The following is a 22,842-nucleotide window of genomic DNA, read 5'->3' on the forward strand; positions in this document are numbered from 1 at the left end:
CTTCATGGTCACTCGAAGCCTTTGTCATTCGAACCCTTGGATCCCCAGCGCCTCCGGAGGAATCGGCGACACCTTGCCGGTTTCGAGCAGGCTCTTGAGCCCGGACAGGATCGCGGGCCATCCCCTGGAGATGCCGTCGAGCAGCTTGCTGCCCACATCGAAGCCTTCATGCGTCACGGTCAGCTTCACGAGATTGCCGAACGGCTGCAGGATGAAGACGACCTTCGTCGCCGGCTCGTCGCGCATCCCGTCGAACAGCTCGTGCTTGAACGTGTAGGACAGCCGCCGCGGCCGGTCCGCCTCGAGGATATTGCCGGTGTCGGTGGTCTTGCCGCCCATCACAAGCGCGAACGGCGAGCCGACCTTCCAATCGGATCGGACCTCGGTATCGAACCAGTATTGCTTGGTGAACGCGCTGTCGGTCAGCGCATCCCACAGCTTTTCAGGCGAGGTCTCGATATAAGTGACATAGACGAATTCCGGCTTACTCATCACGCTTCTCCAATTGCCGTTTCAATTCGCTGAGCGCGGCGAGTTTCCCGCGCTCGAACTTCCTGATCCACCGCTCGCCGATCTGATGGATCGGAACCGGGTTGAGGTAGTGCAGCTTCTCGCGGCCGTGCCTGATCGTGGTGACGAGGTTGGCCTCTTCGAGAATGACAAGGTGCTTGGTCACAGCCTGACGCGTCATGTCGAGGCCGTTGCAGAGTTCGCCGAGCGTCTGTCCGTTGTGGTCGTGAAGCCGGTCGAGCAGCGTCCGCCGTGAGGCATCCGCCAGCGCTTTGAAGACCGCATCCATGGTTCGGATGATAGGCAACCAAATGGTTGCATGTCAAGAGCGTGTGTTTTGGCACTGATGTCGCCATGCTAAGCTCCCGCGCAGCCAACGCAGATTGGCGAGGAACTTGGGGTGGTGCTCATGGGTGGTCGCGTTTCGGCGGTTTGCTGCACGATTGTGTTTGTCCTGCTTGCGTCCACCGCAAGCGCCCAGCAGCAGAAGATTGGCGATCCGCCGGAAGCGTCCAACATGAAGCTGGTCGGAACTAACGACCTGCAGGCGCGCAGCGCCTATCAGCCGACCATTCACCACCAGGGTGATCGTTGGATCGCCTATATCGGCCATCACGGCGGCACCGACGACATTGCCGATCCCGTCAATCCGATGACCGGCAAGGCCGAGCCAAACGGCACCTCGATCGTCGACGTCACCGATCCCGTGCATCCGAAATATCTGCGGCACATTCCCGGACAGGAAGGCAAATATGAATCCGGCGGCGCGCAGATGGTGCGGATCTGCGACGGCAAGGATCTGCCGAAGGGCGATCGCAACGCGGTCTACATGCTGCGCACCTTCGGCAGCGAGGCGCATGAGATCTGGAACGTCGCCGATCCCGCCAATCCCGTGTTGGTGACCCGGCTTGGCGGCCTCAAGGATACCCACAAGAGCTTTTGGGAATGCGAAACCGGCATCGCCTTCCTGGTGTCGGGCGCGCCGGACTGGCGCACCCGGCGCATGACGCAGATCTACGATCTCTCCGATCCAGCGCATCCGGTGAAGATCCGAGATTTCGGCCTGCCCGGGCAGGAGCCGGGCGCGACCGGCGCGGTGCCGACCGAACTGCACGGGCCGATCTCGACCGGAGTGAAGGGCAACCGGGTCTATTTCGGCTACGGCACCAACAAGGGCGGCTTTTTGCAAATCGTCGATCGCGACAAGCTCTTGAACGGGCCGAAGGAGCCGACGCCGGAGAATCTGAAGCTGCCGGAGATCGCGCGGATGCCGCTGTCGGCGATGAACGGCGCGCACACGACGTTTCCGATGCCGGGCATGCCGATTGCGGAGTTCGCGCACGACAAGGACGGCCGTACGCGTGACATCGTGATGATCGTCGATGAGGCGATCCAGAACGAATGCGGCGAGGCGCGACAGATGGTGTGGTTCGCCGACGTCACCAGCGAGGCGCGGCCGATGATGATTTCGAGCTACACCGTGCCGGAGGCTTCCGGCTCGTTCTGCGAGCGTGGCGGCCGGTTCGGTTCGCATTCCTCGAACGAGAGCATGGCGCCGGTCTACTACAAGAAGATGGCCTTCATCGCCTTCTTCAATGCCGGCGTTCGCGCGCTCGATATCCGCGATCCCTATCACCCCAGGGAAGTCGGCTATTTCATTCCATCGATCACTGCGGCGACCGACAAGCGCTGCGTGACCATCGACGGCAAGGACCGCTGCAAGGTCGCGATCCAGACCAACAACCTCGAAACCGACGAACGCGGCTACATCTACGCGGTCGATCGCGCCAACACCGGCCTGCATATCCTCGAATTGACCGGTGAAGCGCGCGCCGTCGCCGGCCTGCCATGAGGACGCGATGATGCGCTCGTGGCCCGTCATTGCGGCGATGTGTCTGGCGCTCGGTGGCTTCTCCGCCGTCGCTGCTTACGAGATGGCGCCGCCACGCGCCGGCGCGTGGCGCGAGATTGCCTGGCCGTTCCCGCGCGACGGCTGGCCGGCGGGCCGCGCGTTTCGCTGCGGCACGACGGATTGCGAAGGCATCGAGGTCTATGTTCGGCCCAAGCTCGGCTTCTGCAACTGCGGAACCGGCGTCGCCGATGACGATGAGGTCGATCGCGTCGCCGATATCGACATGATCAGCGCGCGGTTTGTGGCGCTAAAGGCAGGCGATGCCGTTGACGTCGCCGACATGCGTGGGCGCGTGCGGGCGTATGACATCGAGATGCCCGAGGGGAAGCGCACCGCGATCGGCATCGCGCTGTCGCACCGCTGCGATCTCCTGGTGGCGGCCGCGCAGGGCAGGGGCGATGCGACGCGGGTGCAGAGGGCGGCGTTGAGCTTTTTGGACTCCGCTGAGTTGAAGCGATGGATGACCGTGGCGATGGAAGGTCGTTGAGTGCAGTGTTCTTTACCTCGCTCCGCTTGCGGGGAGAGGTCGGATCGCTCTTGCGATCCGGGTGAGGGGGTACAGGTCTATCTACTCGCACCACCTCGCGGAGGGAGCCCCTCACCCCAACCCTCTTCCCGCAAGAGCGGGGCGAGGGAGTTCAGCCGTTTCCAACTGCGCCCTTCGCGTGCATAATGACGAGAGAAACACAGAAGAGTCCCCATGTCCCTGCAAGCCTATTTCGCCTTCGTCGCCGCCTGCATTGCGCTGGCGCTGTTGCCCGGTCCGATCGTCACCATGGTGATCGCCAATGGCCTGCGCTACGGCACGCGCGCCGCGCTGATCAACGTGCTGGGGGCCCAGGTCGGGCTCGGGATCGTGATCGGTATCGTCGCGGTCGGCCTGACCTCGCTGATGGCGACCATGGGTTACTGGTTCGACTGGGTGCGCTTTGCCGGTGCCGCCTATCTGGTCTGGCTCGGTATCAAGCTGATCCGCTCGCCGGTCGAGGGCGTCGGCACCGATGAGGCGCCGCCACCGCCGCGCGGCGGCTTCTTCCTGCAGGGTTTTCTGGTGCTGCTGTCGAACCCGAAGGTGCTGGTGTTCTTCGGCGCCTTCATTCCGCAGTTCATGGACATGGACAAGCCGCACATTCCCCAGGTCGCGCTGCTCGGCATTACCTTCATGGCAACCGCCGCGATGACCGACGGGGCCTATGCGTTGCTCGCCGGGCGCGCCCGGAAGTTCTTCTCCAGGGAGCGGACGCGGCTGATGTCGCGCATCTCCGGCGGCTTCATGATCGGCGGCGGCATCTGGCTGGCGCTGACCCGGGCGCGATAAATCCCGCCGGCGGCTTGAACCCTTCGCGCGTGGGCTGCGTCCAACCGGGCGCTGCCACCGCTGAAGGGAATCCCCCGTGCCTGATTTGCCTTGGCTTGTCTATGCGATGCTGCTCGCGCCGCTCGGGCTGATCGTCATTGCGGCCGTCGTCAAGACCTGGCAGGTGCGCGAGGCCAAGGGCTGGCCGCAGACTGCCGGCTGCGTCGTGACCTCGACCGTCGAACTGCGCGAGGTTAAAGTTCCCGACGATGATCGCGAGGATGGCGAGCGGCTCGAGCAGCGCAACTTCGCCAACGTCGTCTACGAATATACGGCGAACGGCAGGAAGCTGCGCTGCAACCGCGTCAGCATCGGTGAAGACCTCGGCAATTCGGAGGTCGCCGAGACGCTGGCGAAATACCCGGCCGGCAGCATCGTGACCGTCTATTACAATCCCCGGCATCCGGACCAGGCAGTACTGGAGCGCGAGCTGCCGAAGGGCCTGTGGGGCTGTCTCGGCATCGGCAGCGCAATCGTGCTCGCGATCGTGTTCGGTTCGGCCTTCGGCTTCAACAAATTGTACGATCTTCTCTCGCGACATATGGCGCGCCCCGATCGGTCGGGGATGGTGATCGGTCTCGGCGCGTTCGGTTTCGTCGTCGCGCTGTTCGGGTTTGCCGTGCGCAAGCAGGCCTGGGCCGCCAGCCACTGGCCGGTGGTGGCAGGTACGATCCATGTGTCCGAGATGGAGGAGTATCGCGGCGCCGCGTCTGAAGGCGGCGGGCGCGGGACCGAGATGTTCGGCAGGCGCGTGTCCTACAGCTACGCCTATCAGAATGTCAGCTATACCAACGAATGCGCCCGCGTCGGAGCCGGCTCGGCCTCGGCCTCGGACAGGATGCTGAAGCGCCTGCTGTCGCGCTATCCGGATGGCGCGGCCGTCGAGGTCCACGTCAATCCCGCCAATCCCGCGGAAGCCGCGCTCGACGCGCGCGGCGACGGCCGGTTTGCCTGGGTGCTATGGGCGGTCTCGGCGCTGTTCGTGGCCGCCGCGCTGTTCGCCGCGACCCGCGGCGGGTAGTCAGTTCAAAACCGAACTCCTTGGGTGCTCATGCAATCGCGCCTCAATTGAGAAGTTATGTTGGCGTACGACCGGCCTGAAACGGCCAACCGAGGTCAACATGAACAGCCCGATCTTGCTCCGAGACGATGGTGTATGGCTGAACGAACCGGAACGATGGTCGGCGCAGGGCGACAGCCTCGAGATCGTCACCGACAAGGCCACCGACTTCTGGCGCGAGACCCACTACGGCTTTAACCGCGACAACGGACATTTCCTCGGCTTCCGGACCGGCGAGGCGTTCACCGCCGAGTTGCGCGTCCAGGGCGACTTTCGCGCGCTGTACGACCAGGCGGGCATCATGGTGCGGATCGACGCGCAGCATTGGGTCAAGGCCGGGATCGAGTTCTCGGACGGCGATGCCATGCTTGGCAGCGTTCTGACCGACGGACGATCGGACTGGGCGAGCGCACATTATGGGCACGACGCCAGCGATTTCCGGCTACGCGCGACCGTCGCGAACGGCGTGCTGCGCTTGCAGGCCTCGGCCGATGGCAAACTCTGGCCGCTGCTGCGGCTGGCGCCGTTTCCCAAGGCAAGCTCTTACCTTGTCGGGCCGATGGCCTGCACGCCCGAGCGGGCCGGACTGAAGGTCGTCTTCTCGTCGTTTCGCCTGACGCCGCCGCTGGGCAAGGATCTGCACGATCTCGGCTAAGGCGTGGCCGCAACTCCCTCCTCGCCGCTTCCGAAATGCGGGTCGCGAGGCTTGTGAGATTATCACGGCTGTGACCCCTCCCACCTATTGAACACGACCGTCGATCAGCTGGACAGGACAGCTTCTCGCTATTGTCATTCATGAGTTTCCGGTGGAGTTTGGAGGGAATAATTCTCTCGAAAGCGCAGGTGCAAACTCATGTCAGATGATGATTTCAGCAAGGGGACAGCATACGTCCGCGGTGCGTTTGTGCCGGTCGCCAAGGCGTCGATCTCGCCGCTGGATTGGGCCTTCACGCGATCCGACGTTGTCTACGATGTTGTCCACGTGTCCGACGGAGCTTTCTTCCGCCTTGCGGATCATCTCGATCGGTTCGAGCGATCGATGCGTGCCCGCCGCATGAAACCAACCGAGTCGCGTGAAGAGATCGAGCGAATCCTGCATCGCTGCGTGGCCACGTCGCGCCTGAAAGATGCTTACGTTGCAATGGTGACCCTGCGCGGCCTGCCACGCATCGCGGGTTCCCGTCGTCCGTCCGACTGCGAAAATCACTTCCTGGCCTACGCTATTGCATGGGTGGATATCGTTCCAAAGGAGGTCAAGGAGCGCGGGGTTCGGCTGTGGATATCGTCCGTTCCTCGTGTGTCGGACCGTGCGGTCGATCCGACGGTGAAGAACTATCAATGGAACGATCTGACCAGCGGACTTATGGAAGCGCACGACCACGATTTTGATACGGCCGTACTGTGCGATGAGAGTATCGTCACCGAAGGCCCGGGGTTCAACGTCTTCATCGTCAAGGACGGCAAGGTTCGCACGTCAGACCGCGGTAGTCTTCAAGGCATCACGCGCCGTTCCGTGCTCGAGTTTTGTGGGGTACTCGGATACAAGGCCTCAATCGAGCCGATTCCCCGCGAAGCCATCGAAGCTGCGGACGAAATATTCCTGACGAGTACCGCGGGAGGCATCGTTCCGGTGGTGCGCGTCAATCAAACGATCCTGGGCAATGACCGGCCAGGGCCTGTCTTCGAGAGAATAAAGGACCTCTATTGGCGCAATCATCGCGAAAGTGCCTACCGCACAGACGTGAACTACGCGGTCTGAGTCATTAGATGGCGCAGTGCGCGCTGTTTGCGCGGTCGTCCGCCGGGCGAACGCGTCCGGGAATGGAGAGGACATGATGGCCGACAAGAACTTCATCAATGCACGGTTCGACGACGGTGCGCTTCATGCGTTTGCCGTGCGCGATGGGCGCATCGCGGCTATTACAGGCTTGGACGACCAACCGGTGGCGCCAGGGACCATCGACCTCGGCGGCGCACTCGTCGTGCCCGGATTTGTCGAAGGTCACATCCACCTCGACACCAGCTTCTATGGCGACGTGTGGCGGCCGCACAGGCCGTGCACCAACGGCTTTGACGTGCATGAGCGGGTCGCATTCCAGGCGCAGAACATGGCCGAGGCCGCGCCGATGGACGTGCGGGCCAGAAACCAGCTCGACCTCTGCATCGCGCACGGCACCACGCAGATGCGCAGCCATGTGATGGTCGACGGCTCCGTCGGCCTCAAATCGCTCGAGACCATCCTCGGGGTTCGCGAGGAGTACAGGGGCCTGATTGACATTCAGCTCGTCGCGTTTCCCCAGAGCGGAATCCTGAAGAGCCCGGGTACGCCGGAGTTGCTGGATCAGGCGATCGGGATCGGCGCCGATCTGGTTGGCGGTCTCGATCCCGCAAGCTTCGACCGCGACGTCGAGCGCCATCTCGACGTCGTGTTTGGCGTCGCCGAGAAGCGCGGCGTCGACGTCGACATTCACCTGCACGACCACGGCACACTCGGCGTGTTCGAGATCGAGCAGATCGCCGCTAGAACCCGCGCGCTCGGCATGGAAGGCCATGTCGCGGTCAGCCACGCCTATTCGCTCGGCGATGTGGCGCCGGACGTGTTCGGGAAAGTCGCGGATGTGCTGGCGCGTTCCGGCGTCGCCATCATGACCAACGCGCCCGGCAGTCGGGCCTTCCCTCCGGTTGCCGCGCTCAGGCAGGCCGGCGTCACCGTGTTCAGCGGCAACGACAACATCCGCGATTCCTGGTGGCCCTACGGAGACGGCGATATGCTCAATCGCGCGACGACGATCGGTTACCGCTCGGGTTTCTACAGGGATGAGGAATTGCGGATCGCCTTCGACATGGTCACGGCGGCAGGCGCCAAGGCATTGCGGCTCGAAGGCTACGGCCTCTCCGTGGGCGCGAAGGCGGATTTCGTGACGTTGAACGCGGCGCATGTTCCCGAAGCCGTCGTTGGTCCGCCGCAAGGACGATCCGTCTACAAGGCGGGGACGCTGGTCGCCCGCGACGGGCGCGTGACCGGGAGAGCATCCTAGTCCGCATCGACGCGCCGCCCTGCGGTCTCGGAGCCTGCCAGGCCGCGCGCTTGTGTGAGCTGGATCACGGGTGACCCTGCTGCGGCCGCGTATGCTCCATTGTGCAGGGTCGAGCCTGCTCAGGCGGAGAACGCGAACATGGCCCAAGTCTATCTCCATTGCGCCAACACACGAGGGGTGTTGATGGATCGCCGCGGCAGCTCCGCCGCCAGCCTCGCCGAGGCGTGCGAGGCGGCCACCTGCATGATGCGGTCGCTCGTCGCAACGATCAGCCTGGAAGATTGGCGCGACTGGACCATGCATGTCAGCGACGAGGCCGGCGACGAGATCGTTGTCCTGTCCTTTGCATCCGTTCTCGGCAAGCCGCACTGAGAGGGTGCCATGGCATCGGAGCGGCCACCATTCCTGCCCCTTCGCCGCGGCTTGAACGCGATCACGGCGGGTTGGCAGAATTTGATCAAGTGCTTTCGCGATCGCTACCGGCCCGAGCTCCACTACATGCGCGGGCCCGGCCCCAAATGGCATGCGAAGCATTCCATGTCGTCAGCCGCTCGGCTTTCGACGGCGACGTGATAACCGCGAGTATTTAAGTCCGGAAGCGGCCGTCCGAACGACGCTCAAGACTGACGCCCAAGACTGATGCCCAAAACTTGGTTACGTCGGTTATCAGCACCCGAGCGAACATTTTCTCAAGCCCGCGCCCGCCACAGCGTAACCGCGAGCAGTATATAGGCAGCACAAGTCCACAGCGACTGCCAGTTGTCCGCCCCTTCGCTAAGTCCCGCATAGATAGCTGCCACCAGAAACACACCGGCAAATATCGATTCCGCCATCGGGCGGATTCCCTTCTTCGGCCGGTTGAGCAGCGCCATGGCCGCAAAAGGAACCGCCACCATGGTGAGGGCCGCGAAAGGAAAATCCTTTTCGCGCGGGTCAAACACAAAGCCGACCGCGGTCTGCGTGGTGATCACGATGGCGACGATCCAGACCAGTCCGTGCAGGAGCGTCAGCAGTGATAGACTCTGGTCGTCCTTCGGTCCCAGCAATTCCAGAAATGTCGGCGGTGCGCGCCCCGACACCAGGGCGCTGGCGCCGAACACCGGCGAAGCGGTTGCCACCACCAGAAGCGTGCCCCACAGAAGCCAGCTGCCCGCGCCGTAACTTTCATAGAACATCTTCTGGGCGGCCACCCCAAACAGGATTCCGGCTGTGGTTGCCGATATTCCGACCGCAAGCCATGAAACCAGCCGGGGCTGCCGCGGCTTGCGGCGCAAGGTCAGCCATGCCGCACCGAAGATCAGGACCGCCAGCGCCATTCCGCTGCTCAGTTGCAACTTCCAGAGCGGATAATTGCTGACGGGGATGCCGGGCGGATATTTCAGCATGCGCTGCACGGAATCGAACAGGCCCCAGGATCCACCGACCGTGCCCTCGAGCTCTTGCTTCCACGATTCATCATAGGCCTCGAACAGGATGACGCGGAAATTCTCGCGCTGGGCACGATCGAGGATCTCCGAGATCACCCGGGCCTGATTGATCCGCGACGGTAGCGCCGACCGGCGCATCCGCCCCTCGCTCGGCCAACCCGTTTCTCCAATCAGGACTTCCTTGCCCGGAAACGTCGACGCCATCCGCATGCGGATGGCGTCGACGTGAGCGGCGGCGAATTTCGCCGGGACCGGATCATTTTCCCAATATGGGTGGATATGAATGGTGATGAAATCGACGACGTCTTGAAGTTCGCGGTAGCGCAGCCAGAACTCCCAGACGTCGGAATAGGTGACGGGGACGGTCACCTGCGCCTTGACCGAGCGAATGATGGCGGCAAGGTCGGAAGCAGTCATTGCCCGGTGCAACATGACCTCGTTGCCGACCCCAAGCGCGATGATGGTTCCCGGATATTGCCGGGCGAGGCGTATGCCCGTCGATATCTGTGTCGCGTTCTTTTGCGGGTCCCCTCCGAGCCAAATTCCCTGAATGACTTTCAGCCCCACCTTGGCCGCTAGCTCCGGGATCTGATCGAGACCCAGATCGGTCGCATAGGTACGGACGCAATCGGTTATTTTGGCAAGCTGGGCGAGATCCTCCGCGATCTGTTCCCGCGACACTTGCGTCGCCGGCGACTCGGACGTCTGGTGAGCGCGGAACGGCGCGTACGCGATGCATTGCAGCTTGGCATTCGGGTCGATCGGTGCGCGGACCAAATTGATGGGGGTGGCCAGCCACCACCACACCGCTGCAATCGTACCCAGGGATATCAGGAGAAGCGCCAGAGGCGTGCGAAGCGAAATAGTTGCGTCCTCCAGGGCATGGATCGTCGATCAACCGGCGTGCGACCCTGACCCCACCATAACAAATACTCGACTCGCGAAAATTGCCGCCAGATTGTCCGCGCCGCAAGAGGAGAGTCACCTCTGACGATCACCATGATTCTACCGCAGGGCAGGTAGAAATAATCTTCGCCGTCTTTCGAGATGGCCTCCCTGGATGGCCTCCCTGACGGTCATCATGCGCCATGCAAGCGAACTTCTGATTCGTCCGCCTCACATGGACGAACAACCCCCAACTTTGGCGACGTCGGTTGTCGGCAGCCGAGCGAACATCGGTCCGCGTAGATCCCCATTGCGGCGTTTGACCCGAAGCGGAAGTCGCTCGGATCTGACGGATCATCGCTCATGACGAGATGAGGCGCGTGTACCCAAATCGTGCAGGCTTTTCGCCAGAACCTCCGAAAATGTCGCCGCTGCGATGGACAGGCCGCGCCCTCGCAACTGACTCAGCACCAGTTCGGCCCGCGGGGGATGTCGCGCGTGTCGATGGGACAGGCAACCAGGCCCATGCCCAGATCGGCGGATGGTGCACCGATCTCGATCTGGAAGGAGACGAGATCACATCGATAGACCAACCCCCGCAGCATCTCGAACGAGTTGGATTCCGCAACGACGTTGAAGCGCACCTGTCGACGGGAGGTGACCTCGTCGAGAATGTGCCGGCCGTTGAGCGAGCGGTCGGGTAGAGCGGCTGGATCTCCAGGGCATTCGGATATCGGCATTCAATCTGCGTCGACCCGAATCCTACGTTGCTGATCGATCGGCTTCGCCAATTTGTCCGAACTGACGTACCAAAATGGCTGTGACGGCGCGTGCAGCCAAACGTCTGACTTTCTTCTGTTGGCCGTAGCAGACTTACCAGCTCGGCTAGCGCCAACTGGCGCCTCTGTTGCGCATGTAACCCATTGTTTCGGCTTGATGAATCGCGGACCCGCCGGTTCGATGTGCGGCATCGCTTGGTGGCCGCGACGGTCGCCAAACGGGCGCCATCACATGACTGTCATATCACTGTCATGTAAGCGTAGTCCTAATGTCACACGCCATAGCCCCCAATTACATTTCCCAGAGAGAATTCATGAGCGATGTCGCGTTGCCCGGTTCGATCGAGCCTGCTCTCGGGAGAGGCCCGGATCTTGAAAAAGGCTTTCATCCCCTGACGGGTATTATCTACCTGGGAGTGATCGGTGCTGCTCTCTTGTTCGTCGCGTACAGCATCTACGCGGATGTCGGTGCCACCGGCGCAGGGAAGACCTCGTATCTGGCATTCCTGCTGCTCTTCGTCGCATTGCTGATCGCGCTCGGCTTCGAATTCGTCAACGGCTTTCACGACACGGCCAACGCCGTCGCGACCGTCATTTACACACGCTCGATGCCGGCCCATGTCGCCGTCGTTTGGTCGGGCGTGTTCAATCTCATCGGTGTTCTTCTGTCGAGTGGCGCAGTCGCCTTTGGCGTCGTTTCGCTGTTGCCGGTGGAGTTGATCCTTCAGGTCGGCAGCAGTGCCGGCTTCGCGATGGTATTCGCGCTGCTGATCGCGGCGATCATCTGGAACGTGGGCACCTGGTATTTCGGGCTGCCGGCTTCGAGCTCGCACACCCTGATTGGATCGATCATGGGCGTTGGCATCACCAACGCGTTGATGCACGGCCGAGAGGGGACCTCGGGCGTGGACTGGTCCCAGGCCGGCAACATCGCCAAAGCCCTCCTCCTGTCGCCATTGTTCGGCTTCGCGCTCGCCGCGATTCTGCTCTTTGCGCTCAAAAGCGCTCTCTTGCGCGCGACGCCAGCACTGTTTGCCGAGCCAAAGGGCGACCAGCCCCCTCCCTGGTGGATACGAGGCGTCCTGATCCTCACCTGCACCCTGGTCAGTTTTTTCCACGGGTCCAACGACGGTCAAAAAGGCATGGGCCTTATTATGCTCATTCTGATCGGCACGGTCCCGACGGCTTACGCGCTGAATCGTGCGATGCCCGCCAGCCAGATCGAGCAGTTCGCCAACAACTCGGCTGCCGCAGGCAAAGTCATCGAGAGCAAAAGCGCCGACCGCCGCGTCACCGGCAACGCGCGCCCGGCGGTGACCAATTATATCGCGCTTCGCCAGCTCGACGAAAGCACCTACCCGTCACTGGTCAAGCTGATGCGGGAGATCAGCGACGAGGTTGCACAATACGGGTCGCTCGCAAAGTTCCCGGCTGAGACGGTCAGCAATACGCGCAACGATATGTACCTGGTTTCCGAAACCCTTCGGCTCCTTATGAAGAGTGACGAGAGCAAGCTCAGCGGCGACGACGTTGCAACAATTGCGCGCTACAAAGGATCGCTGGACAGCGCGACGAAATTCATCCCGAGTTGGGTCAAGATCGCGGTCGCGATTGCACTTGGCCTCGGCACGATGGTCGGATGGAAGCGAATCGTGGTGACCGTCGGCGAGAAAATCGGCAAGACGCATTTGACTTACGCACAAGGCGCGTGTGCCGAAATCACAGCGGCTGCAACGATTGCGGCGGCGGATGGCTACGGTCTGCCGGTGTCGACGACGCATGTTCTATCGTCAGGCATCGCAGGCACCATGACGGCCAACGGGTCGGGGCTGCAATGGTCGACGATCCGCAATATCGCGATGGCCTGGGTGCTGACCTTGCCGGTCGCTATGCTGATTTCGGGCACGCTGTACTTTGTCTTTGCTCATCTGTTCTAGCAGATCGCATCCCTCGACACCGAGATCCCCGGCCGTCGAAATGGGTTGATCGCTTCCGGCCCGAAATTATGAATGTGGAGATCGACCGGAGCAGGCGATCCAACCAGGTTCCAGGGCGTTCCCGAAACCTCAAGCATCTGCTCTTCGCAGCACAGGAGTTGAAATGGCGACCGATGCGAGCTTCAGCGTCTTGACGGGGAATGATGTCGAGACGCGCAGCGTAAAAGCAGGCGACGTGATTTTTCGCGAGGGGCAACCGGCCAACGAGCTCTTCGTCATCAGGAGCGGTCAGGTTCGCATTCAAGTCGGCAACAGAGCCATCGCCGAGCTTTCGACTCACAACATCTTTGGCGAAATGGCGCTGATCGACAGCGAGCCAAGGAGCGCGACTGCCATCGCAATCACAGACGTCGAGCTTGTGCCGATCTCCGAAAAGCAATTTCTCTTCCTCGTGAGTCAAACGCCCTATTTCGCGCTCAAGGTTATGAGGACGCTCGCACAGCGACTGCGGGTGATGAACAAGGGCTTCGCCTGACGCTTCCTGCGAAAGCCAGGAAGGTGAATATGACCGCTGATCCTCCGATAGGCGCCTAGATCAACGCTTCCTTGCGCAGCGTCGTCTCGATTTCGGCAAGAATCCGCGCCAGCCGATCGGCCCACGCCGTCTCGCCGGCGTGGTCGGAGATCAGGTCCTGGCGGATCTCGATGCCGGAGTTCATCAGGCCGCGCTTCTCGCCATGCACGGGGATCGTGTAGTCGGTCTCGTCGCTGACCGCATAGGGCTCGTTGTCGCCGACCACGAGATCGCTCTCGTTGCGCAGATGTTTCAGGAGCAACGGCGGCAGCACCGTGTCGCGTTGATAGAGCGTGCCGATGTGCCAGGGCCGCGCGATGCCGGCATAGACGGGCGTAAAACTATGCAGCGACACCAGCACCGTCGGCGTGCCCAGCTGCGCGCGCGCGTCGATGACCTCATCGATGCGGCTATGATAGGGATCGAAGATCTGCGCGCGGCGCGCTTGCGCGTCGTCGCGCGACAGCCCTTCGTTGCCTGATACGGTCGTGGCTTCGCTGATCAGCGGGATCGAGCTTGCGACATGCGGCGGGCGGTTGCAGTCGATCACGAGCCGCGAATAGCGCTGCGCGACCAGATGCGCGCCGAGCTGGTCGGCGAGCAGCGTAGCGACGCCGGCGATGCCGATGTCCCAGGCGATGTGCCGCACGAGCTCGCTTTCGGGCAGGCCGAGATCGCCGAGGGCTGCGGGAATCAGCCGGCCATAATGGTCGCAGGTGAACAGGAACGGCGAGGAGCTGGCGGGATTGCGTTCGAGAACCGGCGGAAGGTCGGTCTTTGCGAGCGGAAAAGAAGGATCAGCGACGCGATTCAAGGGGCTTTTCCTCAGTTTTGCCTATTCAGGCGGCATGCCGGTCTGGAAATGAGCAGCATTCCCTATAGATTAGAGTGTCCGAAATAACGATGATTGTTCGACGATGCCGCTACTGACGATCCATCACAAGACCGTTTATCGCTACAAGCGCCCGGTGGCGTTTGGCGAGCACCGCATCATGCTGCGCCCGCGCGACAGCCATGATCTGCGCGTGCTCGGCAGCGAGCTCGTGATCGATCCGCAGCCGATGTCGCTGCGCTGGATCCATGACGTGTTCGGCAACAGTGTCGCGATCGCGAATTTCGACGAGCGCGCCGACGCGCTGTCCTTTGTCTCGACGGCGACGGTGGAGCACAATCCGGCCCACGAGTTCGCGCTGACGCCGGACGAACCCGCCTATTTCTACCCGTTTCTCTATGGCGATGAAGAACTCCCCGACTTGCAGCAGTTCATCACGCCGCAATATGGCGATCCGAACGGCGAGGTGTCGGCCTGGGCACGTCGCTTCCTCGACGTCGTGGCGCCGACGCCGACGTTCAATATCCTCAGCGACATGACGCACGGCATTCGCGAGACGTTCAGCTATCGCAAGCGCTTCGAGCACGGCACCCAACATCCGCTCGACACGCTACGGACCAAGTCCGGCACCTGCCGCGACTATGCGCTGTTCATGATCGAGGCGCTGCGCCGGCTCGGCATCGCCGCGCGCTTCGTCTCCGGCTATCTCGCGAGCGCAAGCGACTCTGCGCATGGCTATGTCGGTGGGGGCTCGACCCATGCCTGGGTGCAGGTCTATCTGCCGAGCGCGGGCTGGATCGAGTTCGATCCGACCAACGGCATCGTCGGCACCCGCGACCTGATCCGCGTCGCAGTCGCCCGCGATCCGCGCCAGGCGGTTCCGCTGCACGGCGTCTATCTGGGCCCGGCAGATGCGTTCCTGCGCATGGACGTCGACATCAACGTGGTCTCGGTCGGCGAGGACGCGGAGCGGGAGACCGCCTGACGATGCAGATCAAGGTCGGCTTCGAGATCACCTACACGGCCGCGCAACCGACGCCGATGGTGATCATGCTGTCGATCCATCCGTCGCGCTACGCCGACATCGTCGGCACCGAGCATATCGTCACCGTATCAGGCGTGCCGATTGGCTTCTATCGCGACGGCTTCGGCAATGTCTGCGGTCGCCTGGTTGCGCCAGCCGGCGACGTTACCTTCCGCGGCGAGGCGCTGGTGCGCGATTCCGGCCTGCCTGACGTGGTCAATCCGGCCGCGCAGCAGGTGCCGATCGAGCAATTGCCCGACGAACTGCTGCTCTATCTGATGCCGAGCCGCTATTGCGAGACCGACAAGCTGACCGACATCGCCTGGTCGTTGTTTGGCACCACGCCGCCGGGCTGGGCGCGGGTGCAGGCGATCGTGGAGTTCGTGCACAACCACGTCACCTTCGGCTACGAGCACGCCCATCACATGAAGTCGGCGCATGATGTCTACGAGCAGCGCGCCGGCGTCTGCCGCGACTTCGCGCATCTGGCGCTCACGCTGTGCCGCTGCATGGGCATTCCGGCGCGCTACTGCACCGGCTATCTCGGCGATATCGGCGTGCCGCCCGATCCCGCGCCGATGGATTTCTCTGGCTGGTTCGAGGTCTACCTCTCCGGCCAGTGGTACACTTTCGACGCCCGCCACAATCACCCGCGGATCGGCCGCATCCTGATGGGCACCGGCCGCGACGCCGCCGACGTCGCGCTCACCACGAGTTTTGGCCGCATGACGCTGGCGAAATTCGTCGTCGTCACCGATGAACTGGCGGCCTAGCGTGTCCCGGATTTTTCTGTCATTCCGGGATGGTGCGTTAGCACCAGACCCGGAATCTCGAGATTCCGGGTTCGATACTTCGTATCGCCCCGGAATGACTTGGTAAGCCATGATCTCCGACCTGCTCTTCGTCTACGGCACGCTGATGCGCGGCTTCGACCATCCGATGGCGAAGCTGCTCGCCGCCAATTCCGATTTCCTCGGCGAGGCGCAGTGCCGCGGCCGGCTCTATCTGGTGAAGCACTATCCCGGCCTGGTGACGTCGGACGTCACAGCCGATGTCGTGCATGGCGAGTTATTCCGCCTGCGCGCGCCCGACATCCTGCTGCGCGAGTTCGACATGTATGAAGCCTGCGGCGAGGGTTTTGCGCCGCCGACCGAGTATGTCCGTGAGATGCTGCCGGTCACGCTCGCCGACGGCAGCACCGGCGAGGCATGGACCTATATTTACAATTGGCCGGTGGCACAGCTGCCGCTGATAGCATCGGGGAAATTTCTCGAGCATTAACCACCGCGCGTACAGCACGATGCGCTCATGAATTATTTTGACTCGTGCGGTGGTGGTGTCGCGCGGGGACGCCTGAGTGCTTTGTAGACCAAGTGGCAGACCGCTAACACGACAAAGAGCGGGATGCCCCAAAATATGGCTAGAAGGCTTCCGATCGTGCTGAACGAATGCCAGTCTTTAGAACCTCCAAAAGCGATGGTGAGTACGACGATTGAGATGGCAGTTATGATTGCGCTGCCAATGAATGAATTCAATGGACCATCTCCCCCGGTTGCCGAACGGCTCGTTATACAGATTGGCTTTTAACGAGCCCGCCCTATCGCTCGTGCTGCCTTTGCAATGCACAGCCCGTTGAGGAAAGACGTGGATGCCTGGGCATGACAACGATGGTCGTCAATCTTCCCTGACCACACGGATATCGACCTCGCGCTCGACATAAGTCCACTCTTCGGTGGCGCGCAGCTGGCCGACCAACTCCTCGAACAGGCTCGCCTGCTCGGGCGCGAATTCGAACCAGGTCAGGAAGTCGAAGGGCATCCCGAGGTCGCGCGAATGATAGAGCTGGCGCGCGATCGCCGGCAGATACTTCATTGTGCCGGCGATATGGCGCGACTTGTCTTCAAAAATCTTGCGCCGCTCCTCCTGGGTCCGATCCCACCAAGCCGCCGATTTCTTGATCGGGATCAGCGCCGCATGCGTCGCCTCGCTGCGGCCGAGCTCGGCCTGCACGGCGGCAAGCTGCTCTTTCTCGGCTTTCTCGGTGTAGCGCAGATGGCTGGCGACGCCGGCCAGCCGCCACGAGGTCTGCGACGGCAACAGCGGCAGCGCGATCGCCTCGCTCGCAACGATCGAGAGCGCCGCTACCTTCGGCAGCGTCTCGCCTTTAATCCGCGCGACCGAAGTGACCTTCCAGCCGCCGCTCTGTCCGCCCCTGAATGTCGTGAACATGGCCCCATCCAAGCGCGGAACCGGGGACGGGGCAAGCCGTCTCTGTCATTCCGGGGCAGCCCGTAAGGGCTGAGCCCCCGAATCCATGGACCAACGATGTGGATGAATGGATTCCGGGCTCGACGCTTCGCATCGCCCCGGAATGACGGGGGTGTGAATAGCCGGGAGAAGCCGGAGAATCTTGATACGTTGAACAACGCTTCAATATATCGATGACCGATTCGCCCTGACTTGAGCCCCATGCGCTTTACGCCCGAATTCCTCGACGAGCTGCGTGCCCGGCTTCCGGTTTCGGAAGTCGTGGGCAGGCGCGTCAAGCTCAAGAAGGCGGGGCGCGAATATAAGGGCCTGTCGCCGTTCCAGCAGGAGAAGACGCCCTCCTTCTTTGTCAACGATCACAAGCAGGCGTGGTTCGACTTCTCGTCCGGGAAGAACGGCAACATCTTCGACTTCCTGATGATAACCGAGGGTGTCTCGTTTCCCGAGGCGGTCGAGCGGCTGGCGGCGATCGCGGGCTTGCCGCTGCCGGCGGCGACCCCCGATGCCGCGCGCCACGAGCAGCGCCGCCGCACGCTGCACGACGTGATGGAACTCGCCGCGAAATTCTTTGCCGACACGCTGGCCTCGCGCAACGGTGCGAAAGCGCGCGGCTATCTGGCCGATCGCAGCATCACGCCGGCAACGCAGCTTCAGTTCCGCATCGGCTACGCGCCGACGGATCGCTTTGCGCTGAAGGAGCATCTCGGCGCACAAGGCATCTCGACCGAAGACATGGTGGAGGCTGGGCTTTTGGTGTCCGGCGAGGACAAGCCGGTGCCGTTCGATCGCTTCCGCGACCGCGTGATGTTTCCGATCACGGACGTCCGCGGCCGCGTCATCGCCTTCGGTGGCCGCGCGCTGGAGAAGGACGTTCCGGCCAAATACCTCAACTCGCCGGAAACCCCGCTGTTTCACAAGGGCGACAATCTCTACAACCTCTTCACCGCGCGCCAGGCTGCGCATGACGGCTCGCCCTTGATCGTGGTCGAGGGCTATGTCGACGTCATCGCGATGGTCACCGCGGGTTTCCCCGGCGCCGTCGCGCCGCTCGGCACGGCGCTGACCGAAAACCAGCTCGTGCTGCTGTGGAAGATGGCGGACGAGCCGATCCTCTGCTTCGACGGCGACCGCGCCGGCCAGAAGGCGGCCTATCGTGCGGCGGACCTTGCGCTGCCGCAGCTTAAGCCCGGCAAGAGCCTGCGCTTCGCGCTGCTGCCGGAAGGGCAGGACCCCGACGATCTCGCCCGCTCCGGCGGCCGCGGCGCGATCGAGGAGGTGATTGGCGCGGCGCGTCCGCTCGCCGACATGATCTGGTCGCGCGAGATCGAGGGCGGTGGTTTCAGCACGCCGGAACGCCGCGCCGCGCTGGAGGCCCGGATCGGCGAGATGACCAACGGTATCCGCGACGAGGTGCTGCGCCGCTACTACCGCCAGGATATGCAGGAGCGCCTGAAGCGCACCTTTGCTCCCGAGAGCGGGCGCGGCTTCTATGGCCAAGGAAATAACGGAGGAAATAACAGGGGCAATTACAGCGGCAACAACAGAGGCAATTTCGGGGGCGGCTCTGGCCGCGAATCACCCCGCCAATTCGTCCCCCGCGGCTCCGGCCAGGGCGGCCGTTTTGCCCAAAAGAGCACCGCGTCAGGGCTGGCCGGCGGTCCCTACCAGGCGGCGAGCGCCCAGCTCGCCAACAGCCCGATCATGCGCGGCCAGCGCAGTGCGATCTCCCGCCGTGAGGCGTTGATCCTGGAATCCTTGATCAACCACCCCTGGCTGCTGCACGACCATCTGGAGGAGGTGGCCGCCCTCGAATTGGCCCATCCCGAGGCCCACAAGCTGCGCGCCGGCATCATCGCGGCCTTTGCCAACGACCATCACCATTCCCCCGACGAGGACGAACAGGCCGAGAAAATGCGCGCCGACCTTGAGGCGGGTGGATTTTCTCAAGTTCTTCAAAGGGTTGAGCGGGCGATCACGACCCAGGCGGTGTGGGGCGCAAGAACCGGCGCGGCGCGCGAGGATGTTTTATCGACCTGGCGCCAACTCGTTGCCTTGCATCAGAAAACCCACGCCTTACTTAGGGAAATGAAGGACGCGGAAGTGGCTTTGGCTGAAGATTCCAGCGAAGCCAATCTGGCATGGTTGCAGGATATCCAGGCCCGGATGGCAGAAGCCGATGGGACCGAGGCCCTGATTGAGGGGTTCGGGGAATTGTCAGGCCGGTTCCAGCGCAGTGTCTGATGAAAAAATGATGCGGACGGCGTGAACCAAACCTGCGAAAAGACTCGCCAATACCATGGTTTGGCTGCAAAAACAGGGTTAAGCGAAACTTAATAGCCTCGCGGCTATTTGCAGATGGAAACCATCGAGACGGATGACGGGGGTGGCGATATCTGCGCCGCCCTTTGTGCGTCGAGAGCAAATTCTAGATTTTGTGCGGATGTGCGTGCGTGGCGCCATTTTGCACGACCGCGTTTCGGGAGCTTAGTGAATGGCCACCAAGGCAAAGACGCTGCAGGTTAAGGACAAGGAAAAAGACGACAAGGCAGCGGATACGCCTGAAAAGGATTCCGCCGACGCGCCGTCGCCGTTGCTCGACCTGTCGGATGCCGCGGTGAAGAAGATGATCAAGCAGGCCAAGAAGCGCGGCTTCGTGACCTTCGATCAGCTCAACGAAGTGCTGCCCTCCGACACCACCTCGCCCGAACAGATCGAGGACATCATGTCGATGCTCTCGGACATGGGCATCAATGTCACCGAGGCCGAGGACACCGAAGGCGAGGACGACAAGGACGACGCCGACGACGAGACCGACAACGAGCTTGTCGAGGTCACGCAGAAGGCCGTCACCGAGGTCAAGAAGTCGGAGCCGGGCGAGCGCACCGACGATCCCGTGCGGATGTATCTGCGCGAGATGGGCACCGTGGAATTGCTGTCCCGCGAAGGTGAAATCGCGATTGCCAAGCGCATCGAGGCCGGCCGCGAGGCGATGATCGCGGGCCTCTGCGAAAGCCCGCTGACCTTCCAGGCCATCATCATCTGGCGCGATGAGTTGAACGAAGGAAAGATATTCCTTCGCGACATCATCGATCTCGAAGCGACCTATGCCGGCCCCGAATCCAAGGGCGGCATCAATCCGAACCTGATCGCCGGTCCCGGTGCCGATGGTGCAACTGCCGAAGCCAATGGCAACGGTGCTGACTCCGCCGCGCCCGCGCATGTCGCGCCGCCCGCTGCGCCGCCGTCGCCGACCCCGTTCCGCGCCGTGCCTCCAGGTGCTGCGCCTGAGGGCGAGGAGAAGGATCCGGCCGAGGCCGCCGCCGAAGCCGACATGGACGACGACGAGTTCGAGAACCAGATGTCGCTCGCCGCCATCGAGGCCGAGCTGAAGCCGAAGGTGGTCGAGACCTTCGACAAGATCGCATCCGAGTACAAGAAGCTGCGCCGCCTGCAGGAGCAGGACATTGCCAACCAGCTGCAGAGCGAATCGCTGTCGCCCTCGCAGGAGCGCAAGTACAAGAAGCTGAAGGACGAGATCATCGTCGAGGTGAAGTCGCTGCGCCTCAACCAGGCCCGCATCGATTCGCTGGTCGAGCAGCTCTACGACATCAACAAGAAGCTGGTCTCGTTCGAGGGCCGCCTTTTGCGCCTCGGTGACAGCCACGGCGTCGCGCGCGAGGATTTCCTACGCAACTATCAGGGCTCGGAGCTCGATCCGCGCTGGCTCAACCGTGTCTCGAAACTTTCGGCCAAAGGCTGGAAGAACTTCGTCCATCACGAGAAGGACCGCATCAAGGATCTGCGTCACGAGATCCAGTCGCTGGCCGCGCTCACCGGCCTCGAGATCGGCGAATTCCGCAAGATCGTGCACGGCGTGCAGAAGGGCGAGCGCGAAGCCCGTCAGGCCAAGAAGGAGATGGTGGAAGCCAACCTCCGTCTCGTGATCTCGATCGCCAAGAAGTACACCAACCGCGGCCTGCAGTTCCTCGACCTGATCCAGGAAGGCAATATCGGCCTGATGAAGGCGGTCGATAAGTTCGAATACCGCCGCGGCTACAAGTTCTCGACTTACGCCACCTGGTGGATCCGGCAGGCGATCACCCGCTCGATCGCCGACCAGGCCCGCACCATCCGCATCCCCGTGCACATGATCGAGACGATCAACAAGATCGTCCGCACCTCGCGCCAGATGCTGAACGAGATCGGTCGCGAGCCGACCCCGGAAGAGCTCGCCGAGAAACTCGGCATGCCCTTGGAGAAGGTCCGCAAGGTCCTCAAGATCGCCAAGGAGCCGCTGTCGCTCGAGACGCCTGTGGGCGACGAAGAGGACTCGCACCTCGGCGATTTCATCGAGGACAAGAACGCGATCCTGCCCATCGATGCAGCGATCCAGTCGAACCTGCGCGAGACCACCACGCGCGTGCTGGCCTCGCTGACCCCCCGCGAAGAACGCGTACTCCGCATGCGCTTCGGCATCGGCATGAACACCGACCACACGCTGGAAGAAGTCGGCCAGCAGTTCTCGGTGACCAGAGAGCGCATCCGACAGATCGAAGCGAAAGCGCTGCGCAAGCTGAAGCACCCGTCACGGTCGCGGAAGCTGCGGTCGTTCCTGGATAACTAAGCTCACGGGCGTCCATTCAAATCAAAACGGCGGGCAAATGCCCGCCGTTTTTGTTTTGCCGGATCGCCACCAATCCCTCGTCATTCCGGGGCGGCGCGCAGCGTCGAGCCCGGAATCCATTTGACCGCAAAATGCGCGGCCTGATGGATTCCGGGCTCGACGCTGCGCGCGCCCCGGAATGACGAAGGAGAGATGTGGCGTGGCAGAGTGGTTCGGTCTGACGGCGAGACCCGCCCGCTACTTCTTCTTCGCCCCGACCCGCTCCAGGCTCTTGATCTCGAGCGGCGGGCGGCCGGATTTCTCGGCGATTTCGCGGTCCTGCTCATGAATGAACGCGCGCGCCGGCTCGTCGCCGTCGAGCCCGCCGAGCAGCTCAGAGGGCACGCGGCGGTTGGACCGCTGCGAACCGTCTTCATAGAAGACGTTGAAGAAGGCGAACTCGCCTTTGGGATTGGTCCCGGGTTTTTTCGGCATGCGGGCTTGTCCCCGATAGCGGCGGCGCTGTCAAAGCAAATTACGCGGGTTTTGGCGCCGATCTGCCCTGCACGGAAGGCTCTTGCGAGGTGGCGGCGGCAACGGCCGGTCCGTTTCGAAGCGGCGGCGGCCCGATGCGCT

The 22,842-nt window shown here is 62.5% G+C and carries 22 protein-coding genes; 15 read left to right on the top strand and 7 right to left on the bottom strand.

What is annotated here, in order from left to right:
- Positions 1–24: 24 nt before the first annotated feature.
- Both UP10_RS25890 and UP10_RS25895 read right to left on the bottom strand, forming a co-directional pair.
- Positions 25–492: an SRPBCC family protein gene (locus UP10_RS25890; RefSeq protein WP_044589993.1), complete on the bottom strand. Its 468-nt coding sequence runs from the start codon at positions 490–492 to the stop codon at positions 25–27.
- Positions 485–799 carry an ArsR/SmtB family transcription factor gene (locus UP10_RS25895; RefSeq protein ID WP_044589994.1) on the bottom strand — a complete coding sequence of 105 codons (315 nt, stop codon included), beginning with the start codon at positions 797–799 and terminating at the stop codon, positions 485–487. Before UP10_RS25895 ends, UP10_RS25890 begins: the two co-directional genes overlap by 8 nt.
- Positions 800–919: 120 nt before the next feature.
- Between UP10_RS25895 and UP10_RS25900 the strand changes: the two genes are divergently transcribed.
- From UP10_RS25900 to UP10_RS25935, 8 genes are all read left to right on the top strand, one after another.
- Positions 920–2,362, top strand: coding sequence for an LVIVD repeat-containing protein (locus UP10_RS25900; RefSeq protein WP_044589995.1), 1,443 nt, complete (start codon positions 920–922; stop codon positions 2,360–2,362).
- Between the two features lie 10 nt (positions 2,363–2,372).
- Positions 2,373–2,909, top strand: coding sequence for a hypothetical protein (locus tag UP10_RS25905; RefSeq protein WP_349643977.1), 537 nt, complete (start codon positions 2,373–2,375; stop codon positions 2,907–2,909).
- 213 nt (positions 2,910–3,122) lie between these two features.
- Positions 3,123–3,740, top strand: coding sequence for a LysE family translocator (locus UP10_RS25910; RefSeq protein WP_044589996.1), 618 nt, complete (start codon positions 3,123–3,125; stop codon positions 3,738–3,740).
- 76 nt (positions 3,741–3,816) lie between these two features.
- The gene (locus tag UP10_RS25915) at positions 3,817–4,800 is read left to right on the top strand and encodes a DUF3592 domain-containing protein (protein WP_156180245.1); all 984 of its coding nucleotides are present in this window, start codon (positions 3,817–3,819) and stop codon (positions 4,798–4,800) included.
- A gap of 100 nt (positions 4,801–4,900) precedes the next feature.
- Positions 4,901–5,494 (top strand): DUF1349 domain-containing protein, encoded by a 594-nt coding sequence (locus tag UP10_RS25920; protein WP_044589998.1) that lies wholly within the window; start codon positions 4,901–4,903, stop codon positions 5,492–5,494.
- A 198-nt stretch (positions 5,495–5,692) separates the two neighbouring features.
- Positions 5,693–6,598 (top strand): branched-chain amino acid--2-keto-4-methylthiobutyrate aminotransferase, encoded by a 906-nt coding sequence (locus tag UP10_RS25925; RefSeq protein WP_044589999.1) that lies wholly within the window; start codon positions 5,693–5,695, stop codon positions 6,596–6,598.
- A 73-nt stretch (positions 6,599–6,671) separates the two neighbouring features.
- Positions 6,672–7,877 (top strand): amidohydrolase family protein, encoded by a 1,206-nt coding sequence (locus UP10_RS25930; RefSeq protein ID WP_044590000.1) that lies wholly within the window; start codon positions 6,672–6,674, stop codon positions 7,875–7,877.
- A gap of 138 nt (positions 7,878–8,015) precedes the next feature.
- The gene (locus tag UP10_RS25935) at positions 8,016–8,249 is read left to right on the top strand and encodes a DUF6894 family protein (RefSeq protein ID WP_044590001.1); all 234 of its coding nucleotides are present in this window, start codon (positions 8,016–8,018) and stop codon (positions 8,247–8,249) included.
- A 317-nt stretch (positions 8,250–8,566) separates the two neighbouring features.
- Here the strand turns inward: UP10_RS25935 and UP10_RS25945 are convergent, their stop codons facing one another.
- The gene (locus UP10_RS25945) at positions 8,567–10,111 is read right to left on the bottom strand and encodes a glycoside hydrolase family 17 protein (protein ID WP_044590003.1); all 1,545 of its coding nucleotides are present in this window, start codon (positions 10,109–10,111) and stop codon (positions 8,567–8,569) included.
- 542 nt (positions 10,112–10,653) lie between these two features.
- Positions 10,654–10,929, bottom strand: a complete 276-nt coding sequence (locus UP10_RS25950; protein WP_044590004.1) for a type 2 periplasmic-binding domain-containing protein — start codon at positions 10,927–10,929, stop codon at positions 10,654–10,656.
- Positions 10,930–11,282: 353 nt separating this feature from the next.
- Here UP10_RS25950 and UP10_RS25955 point away from each other — a divergent pair, with 353 nt between their 5' ends.
- Both UP10_RS25955 and UP10_RS25960 read left to right on the top strand, forming a co-directional pair.
- Positions 11,283–12,905, top strand: coding sequence for an inorganic phosphate transporter (locus tag UP10_RS25955; RefSeq protein WP_044590005.1), 1,623 nt, complete (start codon positions 11,283–11,285; stop codon positions 12,903–12,905).
- A 163-nt stretch (positions 12,906–13,068) separates the two neighbouring features.
- A complete protein-coding gene (locus UP10_RS25960; RefSeq protein WP_044590006.1) occupies positions 13,069–13,440 on the top strand; it encodes a Crp/Fnr family transcriptional regulator in 372 nt (123 codons plus the stop codon).
- A 55-nt stretch (positions 13,441–13,495) separates the two neighbouring features.
- Here UP10_RS25960 and UP10_RS25965 read toward each other — a convergent pair whose 3' ends face one another.
- Entirely contained in the window at positions 13,496–14,293 is a 798-nt protein-coding gene (locus UP10_RS25965; RefSeq protein WP_044590007.1) for an N-formylglutamate amidohydrolase, read from the bottom strand.
- 103 nt (positions 14,294–14,396) lie between these two features.
- Between UP10_RS25965 and UP10_RS25970 the strand changes: the two genes are divergently transcribed.
- From UP10_RS25970 to UP10_RS25980, 3 genes are all read left to right on the top strand, one after another.
- Positions 14,397–15,296 (top strand): transglutaminase family protein, encoded by a 900-nt coding sequence (locus UP10_RS25970; protein WP_044590008.1) that lies wholly within the window; start codon positions 14,397–14,399, stop codon positions 15,294–15,296.
- 2 nt (positions 15,297–15,298) lie between these two features.
- Positions 15,299–16,108 carry a transglutaminase-like domain-containing protein gene (locus UP10_RS25975; protein WP_044590009.1) on the top strand — a complete coding sequence of 270 codons (810 nt, stop codon included), beginning with the start codon at positions 15,299–15,301 and terminating at the stop codon, positions 16,106–16,108.
- 109 nt (positions 16,109–16,217) lie between these two features.
- Complete coding sequence (locus UP10_RS25980) at positions 16,218–16,616, top strand: gamma-glutamylcyclotransferase family protein (RefSeq protein WP_044590010.1); 399 nt, start codon at positions 16,218–16,220, stop codon at positions 16,614–16,616.
- Positions 16,617–17,009: 393 nt separating this feature from the next.
- Here UP10_RS25980 and UP10_RS25985 read toward each other — a convergent pair whose 3' ends face one another.
- Positions 17,010–17,564, bottom strand: coding sequence for a chlorite dismutase family protein (locus tag UP10_RS25985; RefSeq protein ID WP_044590011.1), 555 nt, complete (start codon positions 17,562–17,564; stop codon positions 17,010–17,012).
- Positions 17,565–17,804: 240 nt separating this feature from the next.
- On the opposite strand from UP10_RS25985, the gene dnaG reads away from it, so the two are divergent.
- Together dnaG and rpoD are read left to right on the top strand one after the other, a co-directional pair.
- Positions 17,805–19,844 (top strand): DNA primase, encoded by a 2,040-nt coding sequence (gene dnaG, locus UP10_RS25990; protein WP_044590012.1) that lies wholly within the window; start codon positions 17,805–17,807, stop codon positions 19,842–19,844.
- A gap of 250 nt (positions 19,845–20,094) precedes the next feature.
- Positions 20,095–22,227 (top strand): RNA polymerase sigma factor RpoD, encoded by a 2,133-nt coding sequence (gene rpoD, locus UP10_RS25995; protein WP_044590013.1) that lies wholly within the window; start codon positions 20,095–20,097, stop codon positions 22,225–22,227.
- A 237-nt stretch (positions 22,228–22,464) separates the two neighbouring features.
- Here rpoD and UP10_RS26000 read toward each other — a convergent pair whose 3' ends face one another.
- The gene (locus tag UP10_RS26000) at positions 22,465–22,701 is read right to left on the bottom strand and encodes a hypothetical protein (RefSeq protein WP_044539007.1); all 237 of its coding nucleotides are present in this window, start codon (positions 22,699–22,701) and stop codon (positions 22,465–22,467) included.
- Between the last annotated feature and the right edge of the window lie 141 nt (positions 22,702–22,842).

The sequence above is a fragment of the Bradyrhizobium sp. LTSPM299 genome (assembly GCF_000938235.1).
In the GTDB taxonomy this organism is placed as follows: domain Bacteria; phylum Pseudomonadota; class Alphaproteobacteria; order Rhizobiales; family Xanthobacteraceae; genus Bradyrhizobium.